Source organism: Nocardia sichangensis (genome assembly GCF_047200615.1).
GTDB lineage: Bacteria > Actinomycetota > Actinomycetes > Mycobacteriales > Mycobacteriaceae > Nocardia > Nocardia sichangensis.
This window is the reverse complement of record NZ_JBJZOK010000013.1, coordinates 143,092-167,607: the sequence shown is the minus strand read 5'-3', so window position 1 is coordinate 167,607 and position 24,516 is coordinate 143,092. Positions and strand designations below refer to the sequence as shown.

Here is a 24,516-nt window from a genome sequence, read left to right as displayed (position 1 = left end):
CGGCACGCCGCCACGGGACGGCATTCAATTGACACATCAATTAGATGTCCAATTACCGCCAGCACCCTCGTTCGCGTCCGGCTTGACTCGACATCGGGTCACACCACGGAGGTGCGATCGCGAGAGTGGAGAGGAAATCGAACGATGGCAACACGGTTCGCGGAGCAGGTCGTCTTGGTCACCGGCGCGACCTCGGGCGTGGGCAAGGCCGTCGCGCTGCGGGTCGCGGGCGAAGGCGCCGCGGTCGTGCTCGGCGCACGCGGCAAGGACGCGGGTGAGCAGGTGGCCGCCGACATCCGCGCGGCCGGCGGGCGCGCGCTGTTCGTGCCGACCGACGTCACGGTGGAACAGGACGTGGCTCGGTTGACCGACGCCGCGGTATCCGAATTCGGCCGCCTGGACGCCGCGTTCAACAACGCGGGCGCGGTGCACGCCTTCGGCCCGGTCGCGGAGATCGACGAGGCGGATTGGCGCGCCGATCTCGAGCTCAATCTCACCAGCGTGTTCTACGGCCTGCGGCATCAGGTTCCCGCGCTGGCGGCCTCCGGCGGCGGCGCGATCCTGAACAACGCGTCGAATCTGGGTGTGGTGGGCATGGGCTCGGTGGCGCCGTACGTCGCCGCCAAACACGGAGTGGTCGGCTTGACGCGAGCGGCGGCGCTCGAAGCCGCCGATCAGGGAGTGCGGGCGAACGCACTGGTCTCCGGGGCGGTCGACACCCCGGCGTTCCGTAATTCGATGGGCGCGACGCCCGAAGGAGTGGCTGCCATCGCGGCGCTGCACCCGCTCGGCCGCATCGCGACGCCGGAGGAGATCGCCTCGTTCTGCGCCTATTTGCTCAGCGGCGAAGCCAGTTTCGTCACGGGTGCGGCACTCGCCATCGACGGCGGCTTCACCGCACGGTGACCTCTGGACGTGGGACCGCCTCGGGATACCGGCGCGGCCGGGGTATCCCGAGGCGGGGTTCGTCAGGCGCGCGCCAGCAAGCGGCGGACCCGGCCTGGGCGAGCTTCCACCGCTCCCCCGGCCCGCACCGCGGGCTGCCGCAGCCGCACCAGCCGATCGAGTTCCGCCGCGCCGCCGGCGGGTTCGGTCAGGCGGCCCGCGTTGAAGTCGGCGGCCAACTGCCGCACCGTCTCCTGCGCGCAGGACTTGTTGGTCCCGATGAAGCCGGTGGGCCCGCGCTTGATCCAGCCGGTCACGTAGGTGCCGGTGACCACGGCGCCGCCCGGGCGCTCCAGCACCCGGCCGTCCTGGTGCGGGATCACCGCGGCCTGCTCGTCGAACGGCAGGCCCGGCACCGCCACGCCGCGGTAGCCGACCGAGGTGAGCACCAGGCCCGCGTCGAGCCGATCGGTCTGCCCGGTCTCGACGGCACTGATGCGGCCGTCCGGATCGGTGACCAGCTCGGTGCGGCCGATTGCGAGACCGGTCACCCGATCGGTGCCGAGGATCTCCGTGGGCGCGGCCAGATAGCGGAACACGATGCGCTTGCGTTGCCCCACCGGCCGGGTGCGCACACTGTGCAGCAGCCGCAGCTTCTGTTCGACATGGAACGGCAGTTCCGCGCCGAGCTCGGGCAGCTCACCCTCGATCACGATGTCCACGTCGCATCCGAGCAAGCCGACGAACTCCGGCACTGTGAAAGCGGATTCGAGCGGACCGCGCCGCCCGAGCACGACCACCTCCTCGACCTTGCTCTCGCGCAACGCCCGCAATGCGTAGGGCGCGATGTCGGTGCCGGTCAGCGTCGCCGGGTCGCTGGTGAGGACGCGCGCGACGTCGAGCGCGACATTGCCGTTGCCGACGATCACGGCACGCCGGCCGGACAGGTCGAAGGCACGGTCGGCGTAGTCGGGATGACCGTTGTACCAGGCGACGAAGTCGGTGGCCGAGACATTGCCCGCCAGGCCCTCACCCGGGATGCCGAGCTTGCGATCCGACGACGCGCCGACGGCGTAGATCACGGCGTGGAAGTGCTCGAGCAGCTCGGCATGCGAAACGTGCGCGCCCACGTCCACGTTCAAGTACGAACGGAACCCCGGCTGGGCCGCGATGACGTCGAACAGCTCGCCGACCTTGCGGGTCTTCTCGTGGTCCGGTGCGACGCCGTGCCTGGCCAGCCCGTAGGGCACCGGCAACCGGTCGAACACCGTCACCGACACCTCGGGCTGGGTCAGCAGTTCGTCGGCGGCGTACATCGCCGAAGGACCCGACCCAACGATCGCCACCCGCAGCGGCGTGCGCTCGGTGTGGATCCGTGCCGCGGGCACCGGTCGCGCCAGCAGGGGGCGCGGTCGCGCCTGCCGGTAGAAATCGGCGTTGATCTCGATGAACGGCTTCTGCTCAGCGGTCAGCTTCTTCGATGACACGATGGCGTCGACCGGGCACGCGGTGGCGCAGGCGCCGCAGTCCACGCACGCCTGCGGGTCGACGTACAGCATCTCCGCCGTCCGGAAGTCCGGTTCGTCGGGCGTGGGATGGATGCAGTTGACCGGGCAGGCGTACACGCAGGACGCGTCGCTGCAACAGGATTGGGTGACGACGTACGGCATGCGACTCAGGCGACCTTGTTCGCGGCGCGCAGCGGTTCCGATCGGTACCGAGTGCTGGGACCGTCGATGCCGAGCGCCTTCCAGACCGCCTTGGCGACCGGGTTCATCAATCCGATGTCCTTGGCCAGGGCGCGCACGTCACAGAAGTAATCGCTGAAGACCTGCTTGGCCTCCGGCGAGCCATAGAACAGCTCCTTGCGGACCTTCTCCGGGATGTCGAACTCGGTGAAGAACGACCGCGGCGGCGTGACGATCGAGCGGCCGAGAATCCGCATGACGATCGGCATGGCCAGCGAGAGGATGAACTTCTGCGCCGGCTTCGCTTCCGGCACATGGTTCTTCAGGAACTCGTGCGCGAAGGAGATGTGCCGCGCCTCTTCGGCGACGTGAATGGCCATCACGCCGCGCATGATCGGGTGCACCTCTTCGCCCGAGCGCAAGATCTGCTTCTGGATGTGGTCGATCGGCTCCTCACCGGCCAGCACGGCCATGAAGAACAGATTCGGGAACCAGGCCGCCACGGGCGCGCCCAGGTACTTGAACTTGCTGACCAGCGGGCCCATGCCGGGCACGTCCAGGCCGATCCGGTTGACCATCTCCTGGAACATCAGGGTGTGGTTGTGCTCCTCGATCATCTCGTGGGAGCAGTACCGGAACTCCGGCGAGCCGTTGGGCAGGCCGAAGTTGTGGATGACCATGCCGCTGATCAGGATCGACTCGAACTGCAGGCCGACCTTGGCGATGTTCGCCTGCCGGTACTTGCCGACCGCGATCTTCTGCTCGGTCGACAACGCCTGATACCAGGGGTGGCGCGCCACCGTGTCGGCGGACACGGGCAGAATCCAGCGCTCCTCGCCGGCGTCGGCGGCGAAGTCGGGGTTGTCCCAGTCGATGTCTTCGAAGGGATCGAAGTGCTTGTTGACCGATCCCTCGGAGAGCAGCAGCAGCTTCGCGGCGTACTCCTGCGCCTTTTCAAGATCGGGATCGACGGCTGGTGTCACGGCTGCGGACATCGTCGTCACTGCCTCTCCTCGATGGAACCGTTTAACTGTATCCCATAGTTACACCAACGGAGAGTTACGTCAACCCAGCAGTTGCTAGGGCCGTCCGGCGATGCGCGCCCTCATCACGCGCACCGCCGGACGGCCCCTGTTCATCGCGGTCCGTGCCGGGGCCTAACTCACCAGCACCCCGTCACCGACCGCCAGGATCGAAGTCCCGAAACCGAATACGGCCGACATACTCGTGACGACGACCACCCGGCCCAGCCTGCGCCTGGTCCGGCGCGACAGCATCAGGGCCCGCGTGGCGGCACGACGACGGACGCGCCTGCGCCTGACCCGGCGCAGCTCGGCCGCCGCCTCGGCCGCGGCCGCCGCCCTCCGTCCGAGGATCGCGGCGCCGTCGGCGGTGGTCCGCCCGGGATCGGCGGCGACGATCACCGGCCTGGCCAATTCCGCCGCCAAGACCTCGGCCACCTCCGCCGGTCGCGCCGCCCCGCCGACCACCAGCACGCGGTCGACGTCGGCCATGGTGACGTCCGCGACCCGCAAGCAGCGGTAGACGAGTTCCAGCGACTCCCGGACATGCTTGACGCGCAGTTCGCCCGCGATCGTGTCGGCGACCGACTCGGCGACCGAAGACGAGTGCGGGCCCGGCCCGGCTTGCTCGGCGATCAACGCCCCGAACGCGCGTCCGCCGAACTCGGTGGAACGCAGCGAGACCCCGACGATCGGATTGCGCGGACATCCCGCACCCACCCGGACCAGCGTGACGTCGAGCCCGGCACCGCCGAGGTCGTAGACGAGGGCGAGACCCGGCATGAGCGGACCACGGTCGGCCTCCAGCCAGGCCGCCGCCGCGACGGGTTCGGCCACCAGCGCCGCCTGCTTCAGTTCCACGCCGTCCAGCGCCGCGCGCAACGCGTCCACCTGCTCGTCGGCATAGCGGGCCGGATAGGCCACCGCGATGCCGAGCCCGCTTCCGCAGCCGGGATGGTCCTGCCGCGCCTCGTCGGTCAGGCACTTCGCCACCGTCGCGACGAGGTCCGCCGGGGCGAGCGCGCGGTTGCCCACCCGCGCCCACGTGCTGGAACGCTGCGTGAGATCGGCGAATTCGGTGACCGCGCGGCCGTGCCGTGGAATCATGCCCACCCTGGCCACGCCGGTGCTGTCGAAGGTCAGCGTGGTGCGGCGCGTGATGGTCTGCGCCCGCTGCGTTTTGCGTCGCCCCGGCGGAGCCTTGGCCGAACCTTCCTCCGCGAGAACGGAAACCGTGTTCACCGTACCGATGCTCAACCCGAGACCAACCGCCATCGCAATCCACCCGATCGCCGTGCCGATTTGCTTCGAACGCCGTTTAGGCAACCACTCCGCGATCTTCGTGCCAAGTCCGGACAACCGATTGTCCGCAAGCCGCCTGTGCCTCGCCGCATCCGAATCCACGGGCTACGACGCCCTCACCAGGCCAACCAGCACTACACATGCCGTCCAGTCGGATTTCCTTGCGACACGCGGGGATAGATCATGCCCGGTGGATGTTTGCCGGAATCCGGGTTCTTACGCGCACGGCGCCGAGCGACCGCGCTCCACATGGGGAGACTCCCCTTGACGGATCCGTGCCGACAATTCGCCGAATGGACGGGGCGCCGGACCCGGCGACAGTCGTCGATATTCGCATCGCATGCCGGGTCCGGCCCGACGCCGCTACGACCGCCGCCTGGCGCACACCTCGCTTCCCCGTCGGCAACCGTTCCGCAGCGCAGCCGGATAGCAGTAGACACGGCAACGGGAGAGAGTGTGGCAACTTCTCAGCGCCACACTCCCTATGTCGACGAGTATGCGACCGGTTCGCGAAAACCCTTAGTGCGCGGGCAGTTCCGGGATCCGAGTGGCGCGGACGTACACCGTCTCGCCGTCCGACAGTCGCAGCGCCTCGGCGTCACCGCGGGTGACCTGCGCGGCGAACAGGTCGCCGGTCGCTGCGTTGCGCAGTTCCACGCGCACCTCGAAGCCGAGGTGCACCACGCGCTCGACCGTCGCCCTGGTGACGCCCGCGGAATCGGCGGTGCCCTCGTGCTCGGCGAGCGCCATGCCGGGATCCCGGCCGACGCGAATGTCGTGTGGCCGCACCAGATGTCCGTTGAGCCGGGCCACCGCGCCGAGGAACGACATGACGAACTCGTTGGCCGGCCGGTCGTACACGTCCTCCGGAGTGCCGATCTGCTCGATGCGGCCCTTGTTCATCACCGCGATCCGGTCGGCGACGTCGAGCGCCTCCTCCTGGTCGTGGGTGACCAGCACGGTGGTCACGTGGACCTCCTCGTGCAGCCTGCGCAGCCAGGTCCGCAGGTCGGCGCGGACCTTGGCGTCCAGCGCGCCGAACGGCTCGTCCAGCAGCAGCACCTGCGGATCGACGGCGAGCGCGCGGGCCAGCGCCATACGCTGGCGCTGGCCACCCGACAGCTGGGCCGGGTAGCGGTGCTGGAAGCCGTCCAGTCCCACGATGCCGAGCAATTCGTCGACGCGCTTGCTGATCTCGTGCTTCGGGCGCTTGCGGATCTTCAGGCCGAACGCCACGTTGTCGCGCACGGTCATGTGCTTGAACGCCGCGTAGTGCTGGAACACGAAGCCGATGTCGCGCTTCTGCGGCGGCACCCGGGTGACGTCGCGCCCCGCGATGCTGACCACGCCGGTGTCCAGCGACTCCAGCCCGGCGATCGAGCGCAGCAGCGTCGACTTGCCCGAACCCGACGGGCCGAGCAGCGCGGTGAGTTCGCCCGAGGGGATGTCCAGACTGACATCGTCGAGGGCGGCGAACGTGCCGTAGTTCTTGTTCGCGTTGGTCACGGTGATCACTTTGTGCCCCGCTTACGTTCGAGGAGGGTCATCAGCAGAAGGGTGACGAGGGCGATGCCCATCAGCAAGGTGGCGGCGGAGTACGCGCCGAAGGTGTTGTGGTCGTTGATGTACCGGCCGTGCACGAGCAACGTCAGCGTCTGCGACTTGCCAGGCAGCGCGGAGGACACCATGATCACGGCGCCGAACTCGCCGAGCGCGCGGGCCACGGTGAGCACCACGCCGTAGGTCAGGCCCCACCGGATCGCGGGAAGCGTGATCCGCCAGAAGGTCTGCCACTTGGACGCGCCCAGGGTGGCCGCGGCCTGCTCCTGGTCGTCGCCGATCTCGTGCAGCACCGGCTCGACCTCGCGCACCACGAACGGCAGCGTCACGAAGATGGTGGCGATCACCATGCCCGGTAGGTTGAAGATGACCTTGAAGCCCAGGTCTTCCAGACCGCCGAACCAGCCGCCCGCGCCCCAGAGCAGGATCAGCGAGACGCCGACCACCACGGGCGAGACCGCGAACGGCAGGTCCACGATGCCCTGAACCAGGTTGCGGCCCGGGAACTTTCCACGCACCAGCGCGAGCGCCGTCACGATGCCGAAGACCACGTTCACCGGGACGGTGATCGCGACGATCAGGAGGGAGAGCTGGAACGCCGAGATCGCCGCGGGCGTGGTGATCGAGTCGACGAACGCGCCGATCCCCCGCTCGAACGTGCGCCACAGGATGATGATCAGCGGCAGCACCAGCAGTACGAACAAGTAGCCGAGCGCCACCGTCCGCAACGAGATGCGGGTCAGCGGATGCAGTTTCATCGACCCTGCTCCGTCCCAGGGGAATGCCCGCGCCCCGGCGACACGGGGAGCGCTGCGCGATTGTTTGTCATCGGCTCGCCTGCTCCTTGCGCGCGCTGCGTTCGGCGAGCAGCCGCAGAACCAGCAGCGTCGCGAACGAGATGGCCAGCAGCGCGACCGACACGGCCGCCGCGTTCACCGGCCGATCGATCTCGATCTGCTTCTGGATGTACTGGGAGGCCATCTCGGTCTTGCGCGGGATCGCGCCGCCGATCAGCACCACCGAACCGTACTCGCCGATCGCGCGGGCGAAGGCCAGTCCGCCGCCGCTGATGATGGCGGGAGCCAGCGCGGGCAGCACGATCCTGCGGAAGGTGGTCCAGTTGTTCGCGCCCAGCGAGAGCGCCGCCTGTTCCACCTCGCGGTCGGCCTCGATCAGCACCGGCTGCACCGAACGCACCACGAACGGCAGCGTGACGAACGCCAGCGCGACCACCAGGCCCGGCTGGGTGGCGTTCAGGTGGATGTCGATCGGACTCTGCGGACCGTACAGCGAGAGCAGCACGATACTGGCGACGATAGTCGGCAGCGCGAACGGCAGGTCGATCAGCGCGTTGACCACACCCTTGCCGGGAAACCGGTCGCGGACCAGCACCCAGGCGATCAGCGTGCCCATGACCACGTTGACCACCGCCACCACCACCGAGACCAGCACGGTGATGCGCAGCGAGTCCAGCGCGGCGGGCGCGGTGACGGCGTCCCAGAAACCGGACCACCCGTCCTCGAAGCTGGTCACGGTGAGCGCCGCCAGTGGCAGCAGCACGATGATGCTCAGCCACAGCACCGCGGTGGCGATGCCGAGCGGACCCACCGAGCCGGTCACGCGCAGCCACGACCAGTTCCAGCGGCGATCGGGACGCACGGGTTCGGAGACGCCGGGACCAGCTGCCTGCGCGGTCCCGGCGTTACTGCTCGTAGTCACGATCGTCCAGTATCCCGTGTAACGGGGGTCACCCGGTCACTTGGTGGCGTTGTCATAGATCACCGCTACCGAACCCGTGTTCGGGGTGAACAGTTCCTTGTCCACGGTCTTCCAGCCGCCGAGGTCGGCGATCGTCCACAGCTTCTGCGGGGTCGGGAAGTCCTTGGCGTAGTCGGCGGCGACCTTCGGGTCGACCGGGCGGAAACCGGCGGCGGCCCAGGCCTTCTGGCCCGCGGTGGTGAACAGGAAGTCGCGGAAGGCGACGGCCTTCTGCTGGTTCTTGCTGTTCTTCAGCACCGCGACCGGGTTCTCGATCTTGAACGTGACCGGCGGGACGAAGTGCTCGATCTGATCGCCGTTGCGCTCGGAGAAGATCGCCTCGTTCTCGTAACTCAGCAGAACGTCACCGGTGCCCTGCAGGAACGTCTCGGTCGCCTCGCGGCCGGACTTCGGCTGCACCTTCACGTGCTCCTTGGAGACCAGCTTGCTCAGGTAGTCCAGGCCCGCCTGCGGGTTCTTGCCGCCGTCGCTCTTGGCCGCGTACGGCGCGAGCAGGTTCCACTTGGCCGAACCGGAGCTGAACGGGTTCGGGGTGACCACCTCGACGCCCGGCTTCAGCAGGTCGTCCCAGTCCTTGATGCCCTTCGGGTTGCCCTTGCGCACGACGATCGCGACCACCGAGCCGAACGGGATGCCCTTGGTGGCGTCGGCGTTCCAGCTCGCGTCCACCAGGCCCGCGTCGACGAGGCGAGTGATGTCCGGCTCGACCGAGAAGTTCACGACGTCGGCCTCGGCGCCGTCCTTCACCTTGCGGGACTGGTCGCCGGAGGCGCCGTAGGACTGCTGGATCTGGACGTTCTTGCCCTGCTCGGTCTTGTTGAACTCGGGGATCACCTTGTCGAAGCCGGGCTTCGGCACGGCGTAGGCGTAGAGGTTCAGGGTGCCGCCGCTGCCGTCGGAAGCGCCCGCCCCGACCGTGTCGCTGGCTCCGCCGCCGCACGCGGTCAGCGCGACCGCCGCTAGGGCGGCTAGGGCAACGGCGCTGTAGCGTCGGCGCGGCGAAAGCCAGGATTTGCGAGCCATCGGGGTGGACCTTTCGTGCGGACCGCCAGTTCTCCGGTAACACATCGGTGGCGGCGACAAACTTATCGATTCAGCAGACCCGCCGATCGAGCGATACGGCAGCGGCGCGACTACCGGCCCACAACGGGCCGTCGGGAAGCGAAAGCACATCTGCAAGAAGCGCGCCAGTCTGCTGACAAACGAGACGCGGATGTGCCCGGTCGCGATCAGCGACAGTAGACGTCCGCGACCGCGAGGTCACCGACAGCAATCAACGCCAATTCATGGCGGACCTGCGGGACTGCGCTCGAAGACACGGGCAGACTGTAGCAGAGCGCAAGGCGGAGTTCGAATCGAAGAGCCCAGGAAGAGGGGGTTTCACCTTATGACCACCAGTCCGGATCGCGTCCGCACGACATTCCCCGGCATCAGCACCCGCACGTGGGAGCACCCGGCCGACCGCACCGCCCTGGTTACCCTGCGGTCACTGCCGGGGTTCGACGTGGTGCTGCGCACATTGTCGGGTTTGCTGCAAGAACGCCAGCACCGACTGCTGTATCTGGCCACCGCGGTACGGGTGGACGAGCGGCAATTCCGCACCCTGCACCACCTGCGCGAGGACTGTGTGCGAATCCTGGACGCCCCCACGACGCCCGAGCTGTTCGTGTTGCAGAGCCCACAGGTGAATGCCTTCACCATCGGCATGGACCGGCCGTTCATTGTGCTGACCACCGGGTTGCTCGAACTGATGGACACCGAGGAGCTGCGTTTCGTAGTGGGCCACGAACTCGGGCACGCGCTGTCCGGCCACGCGGTGTACCGCACGATGCTCATGCACCTGCTGCGGGTCTCGGCGAGCGTCGGCTGGTTGCCGGTCGGTGGGTGGGCTCTGCGCGGCATCGTCGCGGCCCTGATGGAGTGGAGCCGCAAGTCCGAGCTGTCCGGCGACCGGGCCGGGCTGCTGTGCGGCCAGGATGTCGACGCTTCGGTACGCGTGCACATGAAGACGGCCGGGGGCGCCTTGGTGAAGGAGATGAACCACGGGGCGTTCCTGTCCCAGGCCGACGACTACGAGCGGTCCGGCGATCTGCGCGACGGCGTGCTGAAGCTGCTCAACCTGGAGTTACAGAGCCACCCGTTCTCCGTGCTGCGCGCGGCCGAACTGCGCCGCTGGATCCAGAGCGGCGACTACGACCGCGTGCTCTCGGGCGACTATCCGCGCCGTGACCAGGATCGCGCCACCCGGATCACCGACGAGATGAAGGCCGCCGCCCGCACCTACCGCACGAACTTCGACCAGTCCGACGATCCGCTCATCCGTACCGTGCGCACGCTGGGCCGGGATGTCGGCGCGGCGGCGAGCACGGTCGCCCACGAGGTAGGCGACACCGTCGCGAAGCTCGGCAAGCGGTTCGGCGACTGGCGCGGCGGCGGGAACTGACCGTCAGCGGGTGATCAACCAGGCGACGACGATCAGCACGAGCAGCGCGATGAGGGCGAGCTGAACCCGCGAACGAGGCATCAGCGCGCCCCGCTCTGCACGGGAGTGCGATCGGCGGCGGCCTGCCCGGGTTCGAGCACCGCCGCCGCAGCGGCCGGGGCGGGGCGGGGCGGGGCGGAATGGGCGCCGTAGCGGCGATCCAGCACGCGCAGCACAGCGCGCAGCACGCGATCGAGCCCGTAGGCGATGGCGAAGCTGATCGGGACCATGCCCACGAGCACCACGAGGAACTGCGGGATGAACGGCAGTCCCGCCACCCACAGCTCGAAGCCGTCCCACCAACCTGCGATGCGATGCACGGCTCCAGCCTAGTCGGTACGCCGGCCGGTTCCACGAGGCCGTCGGCCACATCGGCGGACGGAGAAATCGCGCAGTGGACGACGGGCGTACATCGGCCCGAAGATGGAGTATGGCGTCCTCCGATGACCTCACCCTCAACGACTCCGACGGCCTGCCGACGAACTTGGCCGAAACCCACCGCCACGGCGCGTACCCGCCGATCGATGACTACGCCTTCCTGTCCGACTGCGAGACGAGTTGCCTGGTCGCCAGCAACGGCGCGGTGGAATGGATGTGTGTTCCGCGGCCGGATTCGCCGAGCATCTTCGGGGCGCTCCTCGACCGCAGCGCGGGGCACTTCCGGGTCGGGCCGTACGGGGTCAACGTGCCCGCCGCCCGCCGCTACCTGCCCGGCGGGATGATCCTGGAGACCACCTGGCAGACCGGCACCGGCTGGCTGATCGTGCGCGACGCACTGGTGCTCGGCCCCTGGCACAACAACGATCAGCGCAGCAAGACCCACCGGCGCACCCCGATGGACTGGGATGCCGAGCATCTGCTGCTGCGCACGGTGAAATGCGTGAACGGCACCGTGGAGCTGGAGGTGAGCTGCGAGCCCGCGTTCGACTACCACCGGGCGAGCGCACGGTGGGAGTACACCGGCAAGGTGTACGAGGAGGCGACCGCGGTGCGCGGCGACGAGCCCAGCGCCGGGCCGAGCCTGGTGCTCACCACCGATCTGCGTCTCGGACTCGAGGGGCGCGAGGCGCGCGCCCGCACCAGGATGAAAGAGGGCGACGAGGTCTTCGTCGCGCTCACCTGGTCGGAACTGCCCGCGCCGCGCACCTTCGGCGAGGCCGCCGAGAAGATGTGGCAGACCACCGAATGCTGGCGCCAGTGGATCACGCTCGGCAAGTTCCCCGATCACCCGTGGCGCAACTACTTGCAGCGCAGCGCGCTCACCCTCAAAGGCCTCACCTACGCTCCGACCGGCGCCCTGATGGCCGCCGCCACCACCTCGCTGCCGGAAACCCCTGGCGGAGAACGCAATTGGGATTACCGCTACAGCTGGGTGCGGGATGCCAGCTTCGCGCTGTGGGGCCTGTACACGCTGGGCCTGGACCGGGAGGCCGACGACTTCTTCGCCTTTCTCAACGACGCGACGACCGGCGAGGACGGCGAGCCCGTCCCGCTGCAGGTGCTCTACGGCATCGGGGGCGAGCGGCAGCTCGACGAGATCATCCTCGATCACTTGGGCGGCTACGACCAGTCCCGTCCGGTGCGCATCGGCAACAATGCCTACAGCCAGGATCAGCACGACATCTGGGGCACCATGCTCGACGCGGTGTACCTGCACGTGAAGTCGCGCCAGCAGGTGCCGGAGACGCTGTGGCCGCTACTGGTCCGCCAAGTGCACGCCGCCATCGAGCACTGGAAGGAGCCCGATCGGGGCATCTGGGAGGTGCGCGGTGAGCCGCAGCACTTCACCTCGTCCAAGGTGATGTGCTGGGTGGCGCTGGACCGCGGCGCGAAGCTCGCCGAGTTGCACGGCCAGTACGAGCACGCCGAAGAGTGGTACGCGATCGCGGAGGAGATCAAGGCCGACGTCCTGGCCAACGGCGTCACCTCAGAAGGCGTGTTCACCCAGGTCTACGGCGGCGACACGCTGGACGCCTCGCTGCTGCTGGTGGTGCTCACCCGCTTCCTGCCGCCCGAGGACGACCGCGTGCGCGCGACCGTGCTGGCCATCGCCGACCGGCTCACCGAGAACGGCTTGGTGCTGCGGTACCGGACCGAAACGACCGACGACGGCCTGAGCGGCACGGAAGGAGCGTTCACCATCTGCTCGTTCTGGCTGGTCTCCGCGCTGGTCGAGATCGGGGAGATCCAGCGGGCGCGGCACCTGTGCGAACGACTGCTCGGCTTCGCCAGCCCCCTGCGGTTGTACGCCGAGGAGATCGATCCGCGCAGTGGCCGCCACCTCGGTAACTTCCCCCAGGCGTTCACCCACCTCGCGCTGATCAACGCCGTGACCCACGTCATCCGCGCCGAGAGCTCCCGGCACGCGGGCCGCTTCCAGCCCGCGAACACCCCGCAGGGCCATCCGGTCTGACCCACGCCGGGAACGGTCTACGCGGGAACCAGTCCGTCGGCCTCCTCGCGCAGCGCGTGCAGTTTGCCGAGCCGCGCCTCGAGGTCGGCGATCCGCTCCGGCCTGCGGTCGCCGTACTTCCCGTAGTTCTCCTCGGCCGAGCGCAGCGCGTCGTCCGCGGCGCGCGAAACCTCGGTCGCGATGTCGGTGAAGTGGTCGCGCAGCACTCGCTGCACGGCGCGCAAGCGGTTACGCGACTCCTTGCCGACCTGGAAGATCACGTCGTCCATCAGGCGGGCCACCGCTACCTTGGCCTCGGCCCGGCGGCGCTGCTTGAGATTCTTGCGTTCGTCCCACAGCGCGTTGATGCCGAGCAGCACACCTGCGCCGATTGAGTACCAGTTCACCAACGACATCTTCAGAATGCTCGTGACCAGGCCGACCATCAGAATGCCGCCATAGGATCCTCGCAGCGTGGACAGCGCCTGTTGCGTCAGCCTGGCTTTCGCGCTCTCGAGAGGCTCCAGCGGCTGCACCGCCTCGAGCACCTCACCGGGGTTGGACAAGCGCAGGTCCGGCAGCGGCGGGGTCCGGTTGTCGGCCGGGAACTTGGCGGCCACCTGCTCGGACAGCTCCATCGAGCGGTAGTGCGCCACGGCGAAGTTCTCCTCGACCGCCTCGCAGATGCGCGCGTCCAGATCGGCGGCGAAATCCTTCCAGCGGCGCGCCGGATCGGTCTGGGCGATCTCGGCCTCGGCGTCGCGGATCAGGCTGCGCAGCCGGTGGCGCAGGTCGTGCTCGATGTCGGCCATCAGCTCGGTCGCGCCGTCGACCAGCGTGACCTGCCAGTTCGCGGTGCGCTGCCGCAGCTGATCGGCCTCGTCGCGCGCGCGGGCGAGCTGGTCGGTGATCTCAGCGCGGCGTCGCGGGTCGCGCAGCGCCTCGGCTTCGGTGCGCAGGGTCAGCGCGAGGTGATCGCAGACCAGGCGGATGTCCCCGACCGCGGCTTCCAGCGCCACCGCGTCCGCACGGGCGACCACGTAGTCGCGCAGATGATCGATCAGCTGCGGCACGCCGGATTCGATGTCGCGCTGGTAGTCACCGGTCAACCCGGCCTGCCGGTGCAGTTCCGCGGAGACCGGGGCCACCGCGAAGCCGAGTCCCGCCGAGTCCAGCAGTTCCCGGTTGCGCTGCTGGGTGCGCGACCAGTGCGGGAACACGTCGATCTTGTTCAGCACGCAGATCACGGTCGGGCAGATCTGCTGGATGCGCTGCAACTCGGCGATCTGCTCCACGGTCAGCTCGGTGCCCGCGTCGCCGACGTAGAGCACGGCGTCGGCCGCGGCGATCATCGACCAGGTGGTGCGGTTGTCGCCCAGCGCGCCCGGCGCGTCCATCACCACGACACCGTCGGCGAGCAGCGGGCTGGGCTGAGTGAACTCGGCACGGACGACGCCCTGGGTGGCCAGCGCGGGACCGGGATCGAGCGGGTCGACCGACTGACGTTCGGTGCGGCCGTGCTCGGTCTGCCGCACCAGCGTCGCGGTCGGCTCCGGCCCGTACTCGACGATCACCGGGACGCTCAGATCGCTGTTCGTCGCGCTGACCGAGGCACCGACCAAGCTGTTGACCAGCGTGCTCATGCCGTTCTTCGGACGACCGACGACCACGAGCCGTACCCGGGGATCGCTCACCCTGGCACGAACCATGCTCAGTCGGCTGCCGAGGTCGTCGCGTCCCGCGGATCGGGCCGTCTCCCGCAGCTCGTCGAGTATCCGAATGAGCGGGGCCATCGCGTCCGGATGTTTCACGGTCGCAGCCTTCAGCCCGGCAGCGGCAGACAACCCTCCTCCTTACTCTCGATGACTTTCGTTCAGGTGCCCCCTGCGACCACTCCGCAGTCGTCGGAACCCGCTACGCCCCTGCTAGATCAGGGAGATGTCCGACACATCGGACACGTAATGGTGCGTTTCCACTATGCCCGACTCCGGCAGCAGCGCACCCGAGAGGCTGCCACCCGAGGACAGCGCCAGTGCGGAGTGGTCGTAGGTGTAGTCAGCGACCGGGTAGACGGTGTCGGCCGGGTGGTCGAGCGCCAGCGGCGCCGAGATGCCGTGCGGCTTCGGGTCGATCACCTGCGGCTTGATCGGCGCCTGGGTGGGTACGGGGGCGGTGTAGGTCGGCGCGGACGGGGCGTGCGGCTCGACGGTGGGCGCCTGTGCGGGGGCGCTGTAGGTGGGCTGGTCCGGCGCCTCGTACGTCGGCTGCGAAGGCCTGCTCACCGTCGGTACGTCGCCGGTGGGCAGTTCGTGGGTCGGCACGTCGTTGGTCGGGTAGGTGCTGTTGGAGGTGCCACCGGTGCTCGGGCGACCCGTGACGCCACCCGGCGAGGTCGCGTCGTCACCCGGGGTGGTCGGCGCATGCGTCGGCGCCGGGGTCTGGGTGACCGTCGCGCCAGGGACCTTGGTGGTCGGCACGTCCGGAGCGGTGGTGACGCCCCCGTGCGGCACCGTGGTGGCGCCCGGGAGCTTCGTGACGTCGTGATCCGGCGTCTTCGGCGCGGACGGGACGGTCACGTCGCCGGGAACGCTCGGCGTCGGCGTGGTCTTGACGATCGTCGTCGGCGCGGTGACGGTCGACGCGGGCGACTGGGTCGGGTGGGACGGATGCGGGTCGGTCCCGGGTGCCGGCTTCACCACGGGCGCAGGCCGTACCGCGTCGAACAGCGCGGGGACGGCCGCCGCGGGAGCGGTCAGCACGGACGGGCCCTCCGGAGCGGCGAACACATTCGCGATCGGGGTCGAGGCGGCGTCGGGCTGGATCGTGGTCTGCAGCGGGGTGGCCGCGACCACCGGTGCCGCGGCGACCGCCGCCGGTGCGGGCGCGGGCGCCGTGGCGGCAGGGGCCACCGGCGCGACCGCACTCACGGGGGCGACGGACGCCGAGGCCGCCAGCGGCTGCGCGACGCTCGATGCCGTCGGCGCACCGGCCGCCGACGCGGACTGCGCGACGCCGGAGGCCGCCGACGACTGCGTGGCGGACGCGCCCGATGACGTGAGCCCACCGAGCAGTCCGGAAGGGCCTTGGCTCAGCGCGTTCGGCTGGGCGGCCGCGCTGGCGGTGCCGTCCGGCAGATGGATGCCGTCGGCCAGATAGTCGGTGAATTCGTCGAGCTGATCGCCGACGTGCCCGACGGCGCCGTCGACCTTCATCTCGGAGGTGAAGTAGATCCCGTTCGGGCCGACCCCGAAGTCGACCGACCACTGGGTGCCGACGAACATCCCGAGATCGCCGCCCTGACCGACGCCGTCGAACGGATCGCCCGCCGCGTGCGCCGCACCGGCGCCGCTGTTGCCGGGCAGGTCGAAGACGGTGGAGCCGGGCGCGGTGAAGCCGTTCGCGCCGGGCAGGCCGAAGCCGTGCCCGGCTTGGCCGAGTCCGTGGCCGGGCAGGCCGAACCCGTGCCCGCCGGGCGCGTCGAGATCGTTCGCGGCGTCGGACCGGACGCCGGGCAGCGAGAAACCGTTGGACACGTGACCGTCGGTCCCCGGGATGGACAGTCCGCTCCCGGCATCCCCGTCCATGCCGGGGATCCCGCCGAGTCCGGGGACGCCGCCGCCGGAGTGTCCGGGCAGCTGCGTCCCGTGGCCGCCCGACTCGCCGGGCAGCGTCGGCAGCTGCATCCCCTGCTGCGCGCCGGACTCGCCGGCCAGCGTCGGCAGTGGCATGCCGGCGTCGGTGCCGCTGTACTCGCCGGGGAGCGTGGGCAGCGACCCGGCGGGGCCCGCGCCGGTGCCGGGGAGGGCGAACCCGGGCGCGGGATTGCCCGGTCCTGGCACCAAGTTTCCGTGCGCCACCGGGACATTCGAGCCATGCGAGAACGGCGCGGGCTCGACGACCGGGTCAGGGAACGTGATCACCGGGCTCGGCTGGTCGGGATCGGGATCGGTGCTGTGCGCCCAGCCGGTGTGCCAGCTGTCGAGACGGGATTCGCCGGGCTGTGCGGGGACGCCGCCGCCGTTGGCGGCCACCAGCGCGCCGCCGGTGACATAGGCGCCCGCCCGCGCGACCCGTGCGACGCCGGTGGCCACACGGTAGGCGGTGTCGCCCGCGCGGTCGGCCTCTTCGGTGTCGCCGTCGAAGGGCAGATCACGCGTCATAAAAGCTCCACTCTCGGTTGTTCAGCATCCTCACCACGCCGGTCCGACCGAGAGTGAAGATCACCCAACAGTATTTCGGGAATACTCCCCTGTCACATTCTCCAGGACTGGAGAGAATGCGACTGTGGCGGGCAACACAACCCTGCCATCCGATTTGCCGGATCGGAAGCCCCATTTCCGACGGCCTCCCCGACCGCACACAGTCTCGAATAGACACCGTCACCAGGCCTGATCGAAACGTGGCGAGTGCGCGGCGGCAAGAACTAAAGGAACTCTGAGAGTTGCCGACGGAGTGCCGAGGATTTGCTCTCCATCGAGGAATTCGACGAATCAGCCGTTCGGCGGCATGGATGCCGAGTTGGCCGGGACGCGAACGTATCTACCGGACGACTATCGGCCCATATCGACTTCCACTCGGCCGCATCGCGACGATCCACGTCTGCACACCGTCCGACACGTCCGTTACAAGTTTGCGCCGTGGCCAATGCCTCACTTTCCGGTCCCGCGCATCGCGCACCGCGGGCGCAGCCGACACCACGATCTCAGACTGTGGGATTAGATTGACCTCATGGCCGGACATCGAATCTTGGTCGTGGACGACGAGGTTCGCGTCCTCGCGTCGCTGCGGCGGGGACTGGAGCTCTCCGATTTCGAGGTCGTCACCGCGACCGACGGCGCCGAGGCCCTGAGCATGGTCCGCGCCACCACGCCCGACGCGATGGTGCTCGACGTCAACATGCCCGAACTCGACGGTGTCGGCGTGGTCACCGCGCTGCGGGCGATGGGCGACGACATCCCGATCTGTGTGCTCAGCGCGCGCACCGCGGTCAGCGACCGGATCGCCTGCCTGGAACGCGGAGCCGACGACTACCTCACCAAGCCGTTCGATCTCGGCGAGCTGGTCGCGCGGTTGAACGCGCTGCTGCGACGCAGGCGTAAACCGCTGGACCGCCCCGACCAGGCGCGCACGGTCGGGCAGGTGCGGATCGACCCCGCCGGACGCCGCGTGCTGGCCGGGGGCAGGCCGGTGGAGTTGACGAAACGTGAATTCGAGGTGCTCGCCCTGCTCGCCGAGCACATCGGGATCGTGCTCGACCGCGAGCAGATCCTGTCCGCAGTGTGGGGTTACGACTTCCCCACCGACACCAATGTCGTCGACGTCTTCGTCTCCTACCTGCGGCGCAAGCTGGAGGCGGACGGCGTGCCCCGGGTACTCCACACCGTGCGCGGCGTCGGCTTCGTCCTCCGGGAGGAACCATGAGCGGATCGCCGTCGCTGCGCACCCGGGTAGCGGTCGTGTCGGGGGTGGTCGCGGCACTGGTCGCGCTCACCTTGACGATCACTTTCGCCACCCTGCTCGGCGCCACCGGTGAACGTCAGCTGGACGAGACCGTCTCGTCGATGGCGGTGCGGGTCGCCGCGCCGCGTGAAGCCGCGCCCGCGCAACCTGTTCCGCCGTCCGCGGCCACGCTGTCTCCCGAGCAGGGGTCCGCCGACGCGCGCGGACCCGTGGCGCCCGCCGACGCGGCGATCGCCCGGGTCGACGGGCTGCCCGGCGTGCTGGTCGCGCTCGATCCCGACCGCGACGTCGTGGAGGCGGCTATACATCGCAGCCAGCGCATCGGGCTCGGCATCGGCGCGGCGGGCGCGTTGCTGGCCGCCCTGCTCGGCTGGTTCCTGGCCGGGTTCGCCGCACGCCCGTTGCGTCGTCTCGCCGACGCCACCCACCGCATCGACACGTTGGAGAAACTGCCGCCGCTGTCCGGCCGCGGCGCGCGGGAAGCCGAGGAACTTTCCGACGCGATCACCCGCATGCTCGCCCGGCTGGAAGCCGCCCACCGCGCCACCCAACGGGCGCTGACCGGCGCACGCGACTTCGCCGCGGTCTGCGCGCACGAGTTGCGCACGCCGCTCACCGCGTTGCGCACCGACCTGCAAGTACTTGCCACCAAAGAGATTCCGGAACAGCAGCGCGGCGTGATCCTGTCCGAGATCCTCTTCGCCGAGCGGCAGATCGAGAACACGCTGACCGATCTGGAACGCCTCGCGGTCGGCGAACTCACCGAACCGGACGTCTTCGAGCCGTTCGACCTCTGCGACACCCTCGACCGCGCGGTGCACGACGCGCGGCGCGGGCATCCCGGGGTGCGGGTCGAACTCGCCGAATGCCCACCGATCACGGTGACCGGTCTACCGGGCGGCGTCATGCTCATCGTCACGAATGCCGTCGCCAATGCCGTGCAACACGGCAAGGCCGGAACCGTCACCGTCAGCGCACGATCCGGCCCGGAGGACATCGTGGAGATCTATGTGGACGACGACGGTCGCGGCATCCCCGAGGCGTTGCGCGGCGACGCCTTCGACCGCTTCGTCAAGGGCCCCGGTTCCCCCGGCTCGGGCCTCGGCCTGGCCCTGGTCCGTCAGCAAGCCGAATTGCATTCCGGCACCGCCGAACTCGACGAGAGCCCGATGGGCGGCGCCCGCCTGCGCGTACGGCTGCGCGCGGCGGGCTAGCCGCCTACTTCTTGTCCTTCGGCTTGTCCGAAGCGGCGTCCGAGGACAGCGCGGCCACGAAGGCTTCCTGCGGGACGTCGACGCGGCCGATCGTCTTCATCCGCTTCTTGCCTTCCTTCTGCTTCTCCAGCAGCTTGCGCTTGCGGCTGATGTCACCGCCGTAGCACTTGGCCAGCACGTCCTTGCGGATGGCGCGAATGTTCTCGCGGGCGATGATCTTCGACCCGATCGCGGCCTGGATGGGCACCTCGAACTGCTGGCGGGGGATCAGCTCGCGCAGCTTGGTGGTCATCTTGTGGCCGTAGGCCTGGGCGGCGTCGCGGTGCACGATCGCGCTGAACGCGTCCACCGCCTCGCCCTGCAACAGGATGTCCACCTTCACCAGCTGCGATTCCTGCTCGCCCGCCTCCTCGTAGTCGAGGCTCGCGTAACCGCGGGTGCGTGACTTCAGCGAATCGAAGAAGTCGAAGATGATCTCCGCCATCGGCATGGTGTAGCGCAGCTCGACGCGGGTCTCGGACAGGTAGTCCATGCCGCCGAGCTCGCCGCGGCGGGACTGGCACAGCTCCATGATCGAGCCGATGAACTCGCTCGGCGCGATGATGGTGCACTTCACCACCGGCTCGTAGACATTGCGAACCTTGCCTTCGGGCCAGTACGAGGGATTGGTGACGACGTGCTCGACGCCGTCCTCCATCTCCACCCGGTACACCACGTTCGGGGCCGTCGAGATGAGGTCGAGGTCGAACTCGCGCTGCAGGCGTTCGCGCGTGATCTCCATGTGCAGCAGGCCGAGGAAGCCGCAGCGGAAGCCGAACCCGAGCGCGACCGAGGTCTCCGGCGTGTAGGTCAGGGCGGCGTCGTTGAGCTGCAACTTCTCCAACGCGTCGCGCAGGTCCGGGTAGTCGGAGCCGTCCACCGGATACAGGCCGGAGTACACCATCGGGCGCGGCTCGCGATAGCCGGTGAGCGGTTCGGTCGCGCCGCCGCGCGCACCGGTCACCGTGTCGCCGACCTTGGATTGGCGCACGTCCTTCACGCCGGTGATCAGGTAGCCGACCTCGCCGACGCCGAGCCCCTGGGTCGGTTTCGGCTCGGGCGAGACGATGCCGATCTCCAGCAGCTCGTGGGTCGCGCCGGTGGACATCATCTTGATCTTCTCGCGCGGAGTCAGCTTGCCGTCCACCACACGGACGTAGGTGACCACGCCGCGGTAGGTGTCGTAGACCGAGTCGAAGATCATCGCGCGGGCGGGCGCGTCCGCCTCGCCGACCGGCGGCGGCACCTGGGCGATCACCTGGTCGAGCAGATCGGCCACGCCCTCGCCCGTCTTGCCGGAGACGCGCAGCACGTCCGACGGATCGCAGCCGACGATGTGCGCCAGCTCGGCGGCGTAGCGCTCCGGGTCCGCGGCGGGCAGGTCGATCTTGTTCAGCACCGGGATGATCGTCAGATCCTTCTCCAGCGCCAGGTACAGGTTGGCCAGCGTCTGCGCCTCGATGCCCTGCGCGGCGTCGACCAGCAGGATCGCGCCCTCGCACGCCTCCAGGGCGCGCGACACCTCGTAGGTGAAGTCGACGTGGCCGGGTGTGTCGATGAGGTGCAGCACGAAATCGGTGCCCGCGTGCTCCCCCGTCCGGGGCGTCCAGGGCAGCCGCACGTTCTGGGCCTTGATGGTGATGCCGCGCTCGCGCTCGATATCCATCCGGTCCAGATACTGCGCACGCATCTGCCGCTCTTCGACCACACCGGTCAGTTGCAGCATCCGGTCGGCCAGCGTCGACTTGCCGTGGTCGATGTGCGCGATGATGCAGAAGTTCCGGATCCGGGCGGGATCGGTGAACGTCGTGTCGGCGAAGCTGGCGGGCACTCCACTCCTCATGGGTATCGGCAAACTGCCGTCTATCGTCCCATGGTGCTGTGTCGGTTTTTGCAGCGCCTTCGGCGCTGCGTGTTCGCGGCCCCCTCATGGCTCGCGCCCGAGCGGGCGAGACTCGCGACTACGTCGCATGCGCTTCGCCCACTCGGACACGAGCCGGGCCGCGAACGGTGCTCGTAAGACTCGCACCCTGGCGGGTCGAGAGTGTGATCGAGCTGCGGGTCCTTCCTTTACCCGGGGCGAATGGACGGACGCGGCTGAGCCGGTGACGGCTGGGGATGAGCCAGTGGATATGTCGCAGACGCTTCGGGCAGTCGGACATGAAGTGCGCCGCGATGGTCGCGGTGCGACGCTGCGCCCCGCGCGACCGCTCATGGTCAGCGATTACTGTCTGCCTGCGCATTGCGCGAAGAATGCGCTGAGGCCACGCTTCGAAGATGTCACCGCCCGCACCGTCGCCACCGTCGGGCGCGCCGCGCCGTCCTCCGCTGCGTTCATCGCGCTCGGTCTCGGCGTACCTTGCCGACGGGCAGGGAGCCGGACATGTCCGGTCGGTCCCGGATCGGCGGGCACATCCGCGTCCATAGCTCGCTCGCAGACGAATGGCCCCCGCGACACAACGCATCCCACGCGGGTGATATGCGGCGGGTGCGCCGTTATCCTCCTGAGATGGCCCGAAGTTGGAACACCCTCGGCAAGCAGATCGGTCTCATCGCTAAGCAACAGGGGCCCAAGATGGTCAAGCAGCAGGGTCCCCGGCTGGTCGACCGGCTGGTGGGGTCGCTGGCCCAGCGGCGCACGGCCGTGGGCGTCACGGTGCGGCCCGCCGCGTCGACGCCGGTCCCGACCGCCGAGCGGGCGCGGCAGATCGTCTACTCGCCGCAACTGGACGGCCGTGCCGATCCCGGAGAGATCGTCTGGACCTGGGTGCCGTTCGAAGAAGACCCGAGCAACGGCAAGGACCGGCCGGTGCTGGTGGTGGGCCGGGACCGTCGCACGCTGCTGGGGCTGATGCTGTCGTCGAACCCGGAACGCGCCTACGACCGCAACTGGATCGGCATCGGCAGCGGGTCCTGGGACCACGACAACCGCCCTAGCTGGGTGCGGCTCGATCGGGTGCTCGACGTGCCGGAGGCGGGCATCCGCCGCGAGGGCGCGATCCTGCCCCGCAAGACCTTCGATCTGGTCGCCCACCGGCTCTGCGCCGAATACGCCTGGCACTGAGGCGGACCATGGCACGCGTGCTCGGACCGACCAAGATCGCCATGCTGATCACCGACGTCGGTTTCCTGCTCTACTGGGCGATCGCGTTCGCCCAGGTGATTCCGCCCGAATGGGCGTACAAGGATTACACCGACCCGATCCTCAGCGACTGGAACTACTCGTTCGTCGTACTCGACCTCGCCGCGAGCGCCACCGGCTTGGCGAGCCTGTGCCGCTCGCCCGGTTGGCGCACCCTGATGACCGTTTCGCTGACCCTGACCAGCGTGGCGGGGCTGCAAGCCATCGCGTTCTGGACACTGCGCGGCGATTTCAGTCCGTTGTGGTGGGTGCCCAACCTCTTCCTGCTGCTCTTCCCGATCCCGGCGCTGGTCACTTTGGTGTGCACCGCACCGCAGGAGCGCACCGCGAGCTGACCGCCCAGCCACAGTGATCGACCCCGGCCGAGTGACCGGGGCCGAACGCCTTCGTCAGGAGATCATTTCGCGGGAACGGCCGAACAGCAGGCCGTACAGCAGCGCGCCGAGTGCGCCGCCGATCAGCGGGAACACGATGAACGCCCAGACCTGCCCCATCGCGCCGTCCTGGTAGGGCGCCACGGCGAGGCTGCGTGCCGGGTTCACCGAGGCGTAGTCCACCGGAATCGCCACCAGGTTGATCACCGCCAGCGTGGCGCCGATGGACAGGCCGGCCAGCGGCACGTCGGAGAGCTGATCGGTGGAGGACAGCACGACGAAGACCAGCAGCGCCGTGAGCATCACCTCGACGATGATCGTGGCGGCGATGCCGAACCCGTTCTGCACCACCACCTCGCCCAGCGGCCCCCGAATCGCCGAGGGACTGTGCTTGCCCCACCCGTTCGCGGCGAGGCCGTCGACCGACCGGTCGTACGACGGCAGGTTCTTGGCCAGCGCGAACAAAACGAGACCGGCGAGGAGCCCGCCGATCAGCTGCGAGATCACGTACCCCGCCGCGGACACGCCGCTGATCCGGCCGAGCAGCAGATGCCCCACGGTCACCGCCGGGTTCACGTGGCAGCCCGAAATCGGCCCGATCGAATAGACGAGAAACATCAGCGACAGGCCGAAAGCGAGCGCGATGCCCAGCGGACCGACCTTCTCCCCCGCCAGCACCGCGGTGCCGACACCGCCGATCACCAGGACGAAGGTGCCGAGCGCCTCCGCGCCCCATTTCTTGCTCTCGGGAACCGGTTTGTTCTCGACAGCCTCTTCGACTACTTCCTGGGCCGTTGGAGACATCTGTCCACCTTCCGCGTTCCAGACATGTACTCGGACGAGTCGTGGTACCGCTTCGGCAACGCCAGCCGCTCGAAAGCAACGGTTGCTAGGAGGACGCTACGCGAGTCGTGTGATCTCTACAACGACTTCGGGGCCGGTCGAACTGCCGCCCGACAAGAGGCCCTTCAGCGGCGGCGTATCGCGTAGCGACGGCCCACCCCGACGGACACGCGCTGCTCGGCGCCTGCGTCCGCCGGCCGGGCCGTGAGCCCGACCACGCGCCGGTCCATGCCTCGACGCGGGCGTACTCTCGCCCGGAGACCGTCGTGCCGATCCCCGCAGCCGGATTCGCGGGTGGAACTCGCCGGTCGCCAGGGAAGCCAGCGCGGTGCCG

20 protein-coding genes and 1 pseudogene are annotated in these 24,516 nt (G+C 69.0%); 7 read left to right on the top strand and 14 right to left on the bottom strand.

Annotation, left to right across the window (positions count from 1 at the left end):
- The first annotated feature begins 144 nt into the window (after positions 1 to 144).
- The gene (locus ACL03I_RS19970) at positions 145 to 906 is read left to right on the top strand and encodes an SDR family NAD(P)-dependent oxidoreductase (protein ID WP_412806657.1); all 762 of its coding nucleotides are present in this window, start codon (positions 145 to 147) and stop codon (positions 904 to 906) included.
- 62 nt (positions 907 to 968) lie between these two features.
- On the opposite strand, the gene ACL03I_RS19965 is transcribed toward ACL03I_RS19970, so the two are convergent.
- From ACL03I_RS19965 to ACL03I_RS19930, 8 genes are all read right to left on the bottom strand, one after another.
- Entirely contained in the window at positions 969 to 2,555 is a 1,587-nt protein-coding gene (locus ACL03I_RS19965) for an FAD-dependent oxidoreductase (protein ID WP_412806656.1), read from the bottom strand.
- Positions 2,556 to 2,560: 5 nt separating this feature from the next.
- Entirely contained in the window at positions 2,561 to 3,577 is a 1,017-nt protein-coding gene (locus ACL03I_RS19960; protein WP_412806655.1) for an AurF N-oxygenase family protein, read from the bottom strand.
- 153 nt (positions 3,578 to 3,730) lie between these two features.
- Positions 3,731 to 4,837, bottom strand: coding sequence for an Hsp70 family protein (locus tag ACL03I_RS19955; protein ID WP_412806654.1), 1,107 nt, complete (start codon positions 4,835 to 4,837; stop codon positions 3,731 to 3,733).
- A gap of 579 nt (positions 4,838 to 5,416) precedes the next feature.
- Positions 5,417 to 6,412: a sulfate/molybdate ABC transporter ATP-binding protein gene (locus ACL03I_RS19950; RefSeq protein ID WP_355072390.1), complete on the bottom strand. Its 996-nt coding sequence runs from the start codon at positions 6,410 to 6,412 to the stop codon at positions 5,417 to 5,419.
- Positions 6,409 to 7,215, bottom strand: a complete 807-nt coding sequence (gene cysW, locus ACL03I_RS19945) for a sulfate ABC transporter permease subunit CysW (protein ID WP_355072388.1) — start codon at positions 7,213 to 7,215, stop codon at positions 6,409 to 6,411. Before cysW ends, ACL03I_RS19950 begins: the two co-directional genes overlap by 4 nt.
- 67 nt (positions 7,216 to 7,282) lie before the next feature.
- Positions 7,283 to 8,116: a sulfate ABC transporter permease subunit CysT gene (gene cysT, locus ACL03I_RS19940; protein ID WP_379254765.1), complete on the bottom strand. Its 834-nt coding sequence runs from the start codon at positions 8,114 to 8,116 to the stop codon at positions 7,283 to 7,285.
- A 96-nt stretch (positions 8,117 to 8,212) separates the two neighbouring features.
- On the bottom strand, positions 8,213 to 9,259 hold the full coding sequence (locus ACL03I_RS19935) for a sulfate ABC transporter substrate-binding protein (protein ID WP_355072386.1): 1,047 nt from the start codon (positions 9,257 to 9,259) through the stop codon (positions 8,213 to 8,215).
- 206 nt (positions 9,260 to 9,465) lie between these two features.
- Positions 9,466 to 9,555, bottom strand: a complete 90-nt coding sequence (locus ACL03I_RS19930; RefSeq protein ID WP_321210233.1) for an Ms4533A family Cys-rich leader peptide — start codon at positions 9,553 to 9,555, stop codon at positions 9,466 to 9,468.
- Positions 9,556 to 9,623: 68 nt separating this feature from the next.
- On the opposite strand from ACL03I_RS19930, the gene ACL03I_RS19925 reads away from it, so the two are divergent.
- Positions 9,624 to 10,679, top strand: coding sequence for a M48 family metallopeptidase (locus tag ACL03I_RS19925; RefSeq protein ID WP_356966415.1), 1,056 nt, complete (start codon positions 9,624 to 9,626; stop codon positions 10,677 to 10,679).
- An 80-nt stretch (positions 10,680 to 10,759) separates the two neighbouring features.
- On the opposite strand, the gene ACL03I_RS19920 is transcribed toward ACL03I_RS19925, so the two are convergent.
- Positions 10,760 to 11,038: a hypothetical protein gene (locus tag ACL03I_RS19920; RefSeq protein ID WP_412806653.1), complete on the bottom strand. Its 279-nt coding sequence runs from the start codon at positions 11,036 to 11,038 to the stop codon at positions 10,760 to 10,762.
- A gap of 110 nt (positions 11,039 to 11,148) precedes the next feature.
- Here ACL03I_RS19920 and ACL03I_RS19915 point away from each other — a divergent pair, with 110 nt between their 5' ends.
- Positions 11,149 to 13,131 (top strand): glycoside hydrolase family 15 protein, encoded by a 1,983-nt coding sequence (locus ACL03I_RS19915; protein WP_355072380.1) that lies wholly within the window; start codon positions 11,149 to 11,151, stop codon positions 13,129 to 13,131.
- Positions 13,132 to 13,148: 17 nt separating this feature from the next.
- Here ACL03I_RS19915 and ACL03I_RS19910 read toward each other — a convergent pair whose 3' ends face one another.
- Together ACL03I_RS19910 and ACL03I_RS19905 are read right to left on the bottom strand one after the other, a co-directional pair.
- Positions 13,149 to 14,921 (bottom strand): dynamin family protein, encoded by a 1,773-nt coding sequence (locus tag ACL03I_RS19910; RefSeq protein WP_459561385.1) that lies wholly within the window; start codon positions 14,919 to 14,921, stop codon positions 13,149 to 13,151.
- Positions 14,922 to 15,035: 114 nt separating this feature from the next.
- The gene (locus ACL03I_RS19905) at positions 15,036 to 17,270 is read right to left on the bottom strand and encodes a hypothetical protein (RefSeq protein ID WP_356966423.1); all 2,235 of its coding nucleotides are present in this window, start codon (positions 17,268 to 17,270) and stop codon (positions 15,036 to 15,038) included.
- Between the two features lie 568 nt (positions 17,271 to 17,838).
- On the opposite strand from ACL03I_RS19905, the gene ACL03I_RS19900 reads away from it, so the two are divergent.
- Positions 17,839 to 18,531, top strand: coding sequence for a response regulator transcription factor (locus ACL03I_RS19900; protein WP_355072375.1), 693 nt, complete (start codon positions 17,839 to 17,841; stop codon positions 18,529 to 18,531).
- Positions 18,528 to 19,784, top strand: coding sequence for a sensor histidine kinase (locus ACL03I_RS19895; RefSeq protein WP_355072374.1), 1,257 nt, complete (start codon positions 18,528 to 18,530; stop codon positions 19,782 to 19,784). The genes ACL03I_RS19900 and ACL03I_RS19895 overlap by 4 nt, the downstream gene beginning before the upstream one ends.
- Positions 19,785 to 19,788: 4 nt before the next feature.
- Here ACL03I_RS19895 and lepA read toward each other — a convergent pair whose 3' ends face one another.
- The gene (gene lepA, locus ACL03I_RS19890; RefSeq protein WP_355072372.1) at positions 19,789 to 21,666 is read right to left on the bottom strand and encodes a translation elongation factor 4; all 1,878 of its coding nucleotides are present in this window, start codon (positions 21,664 to 21,666) and stop codon (positions 19,789 to 19,791) included.
- A 666-nt stretch (positions 21,667 to 22,332) separates the two neighbouring features.
- On the opposite strand from lepA, the gene ACL03I_RS19885 reads away from it, so the two are divergent.
- Together ACL03I_RS19885 and ACL03I_RS19880 are read left to right on the top strand one after the other, a co-directional pair.
- On the top strand, positions 22,333 to 22,887 hold the full coding sequence (locus ACL03I_RS19885; protein WP_355072370.1) for a type II toxin-antitoxin system PemK/MazF family toxin: 555 nt from the start codon (positions 22,333 to 22,335) through the stop codon (positions 22,885 to 22,887).
- A gap of 8 nt (positions 22,888 to 22,895) precedes the next feature.
- Positions 22,896 to 23,300: a DUF5360 family protein gene (locus ACL03I_RS19880; RefSeq protein WP_355072368.1), complete on the top strand. Its 405-nt coding sequence runs from the start codon at positions 22,896 to 22,898 to the stop codon at positions 23,298 to 23,300.
- Between the two features lie 54 nt (positions 23,301 to 23,354).
- Here the strand turns inward: ACL03I_RS19880 and ACL03I_RS19875 are convergent, their stop codons facing one another.
- Positions 23,355 to 24,143 carry an aquaporin gene (locus ACL03I_RS19875; RefSeq protein ID WP_355072367.1) on the bottom strand — a complete coding sequence of 263 codons (789 nt, stop codon included), beginning with the start codon at positions 24,141 to 24,143 and terminating at the stop codon, positions 23,355 to 23,357.
- Between the two features lie 96 nt (positions 24,144 to 24,239).
- Positions 24,240 to 24,468, bottom strand: a pseudogene (locus ACL03I_RS19870) (transglutaminase family protein); the annotation flags it as partial.
- Positions 24,469 to 24,516 lie beyond the last annotated feature (48 nt).

Bases quoted from the DNA above. Each gene is read 5' to 3' on its own strand.
- ACL03I_RS19970 (WP_412806657.1), top strand. From the start codon at position 145: ATGGCAACACGGTTCGCGGAGCAGGTCGTCTTGGTCACCGGCGCGACC.
- ACL03I_RS19965 (WP_412806656.1), bottom strand. From the start codon at position 2,555: ATGCCGTACGTCGTCACCCAATCCTGTTGCAGCGACGCGTCCTGCGTG.
- cysW (WP_355072388.1), bottom strand. From the start codon at position 7,215: ATGAAACTGCATCCGCTGACCCGCATCTCGTTGCGGACGGTGGCGCTC.
- ACL03I_RS19935 (WP_355072386.1), bottom strand. From the start codon at position 9,259: ATGGCTCGCAAATCCTGGCTTTCGCCGCGCCGACGCTACAGCGCCGTT.
- ACL03I_RS19925 (WP_356966415.1), top strand. From the start codon at position 9,624: ATGACCACCAGTCCGGATCGCGTCCGCACGACATTCCCCGGCATCAGC.
- ACL03I_RS19915 (WP_355072380.1), top strand. From the start codon at position 11,149: ATGGCGTCCTCCGATGACCTCACCCTCAACGACTCCGACGGCCTGCCG.
- ACL03I_RS19905 (WP_356966423.1), bottom strand. From the start codon at position 17,270: ATGACGCGTGATCTGCCCTTCGACGGCGACACCGAAGAGGCCGACCGC.
- ACL03I_RS19900 (WP_355072375.1), top strand. From the start codon at position 17,839: ATGGCCGGACATCGAATCTTGGTCGTGGACGACGAGGTTCGCGTCCTC.
- ACL03I_RS19895 (WP_355072374.1), top strand. From the start codon at position 18,528: ATGAGCGGATCGCCGTCGCTGCGCACCCGGGTAGCGGTCGTGTCGGGG.
- lepA (WP_355072372.1), bottom strand. From the start codon at position 21,666: ATGAGGAGTGGAGTGCCCGCCAGCTTCGCCGACACGACGTTCACCGAT.
- ACL03I_RS19885 (WP_355072370.1), top strand. From the start codon at position 22,333: ATGGCCCGAAGTTGGAACACCCTCGGCAAGCAGATCGGTCTCATCGCT.
- ACL03I_RS19880 (WP_355072368.1), top strand. From the start codon at position 22,896: ATGGCACGCGTGCTCGGACCGACCAAGATCGCCATGCTGATCACCGAC.
- ACL03I_RS19875 (WP_355072367.1), bottom strand. From the start codon at position 24,143: ATGTCTCCAACGGCCCAGGAAGTAGTCGAAGAGGCTGTCGAGAACAAA.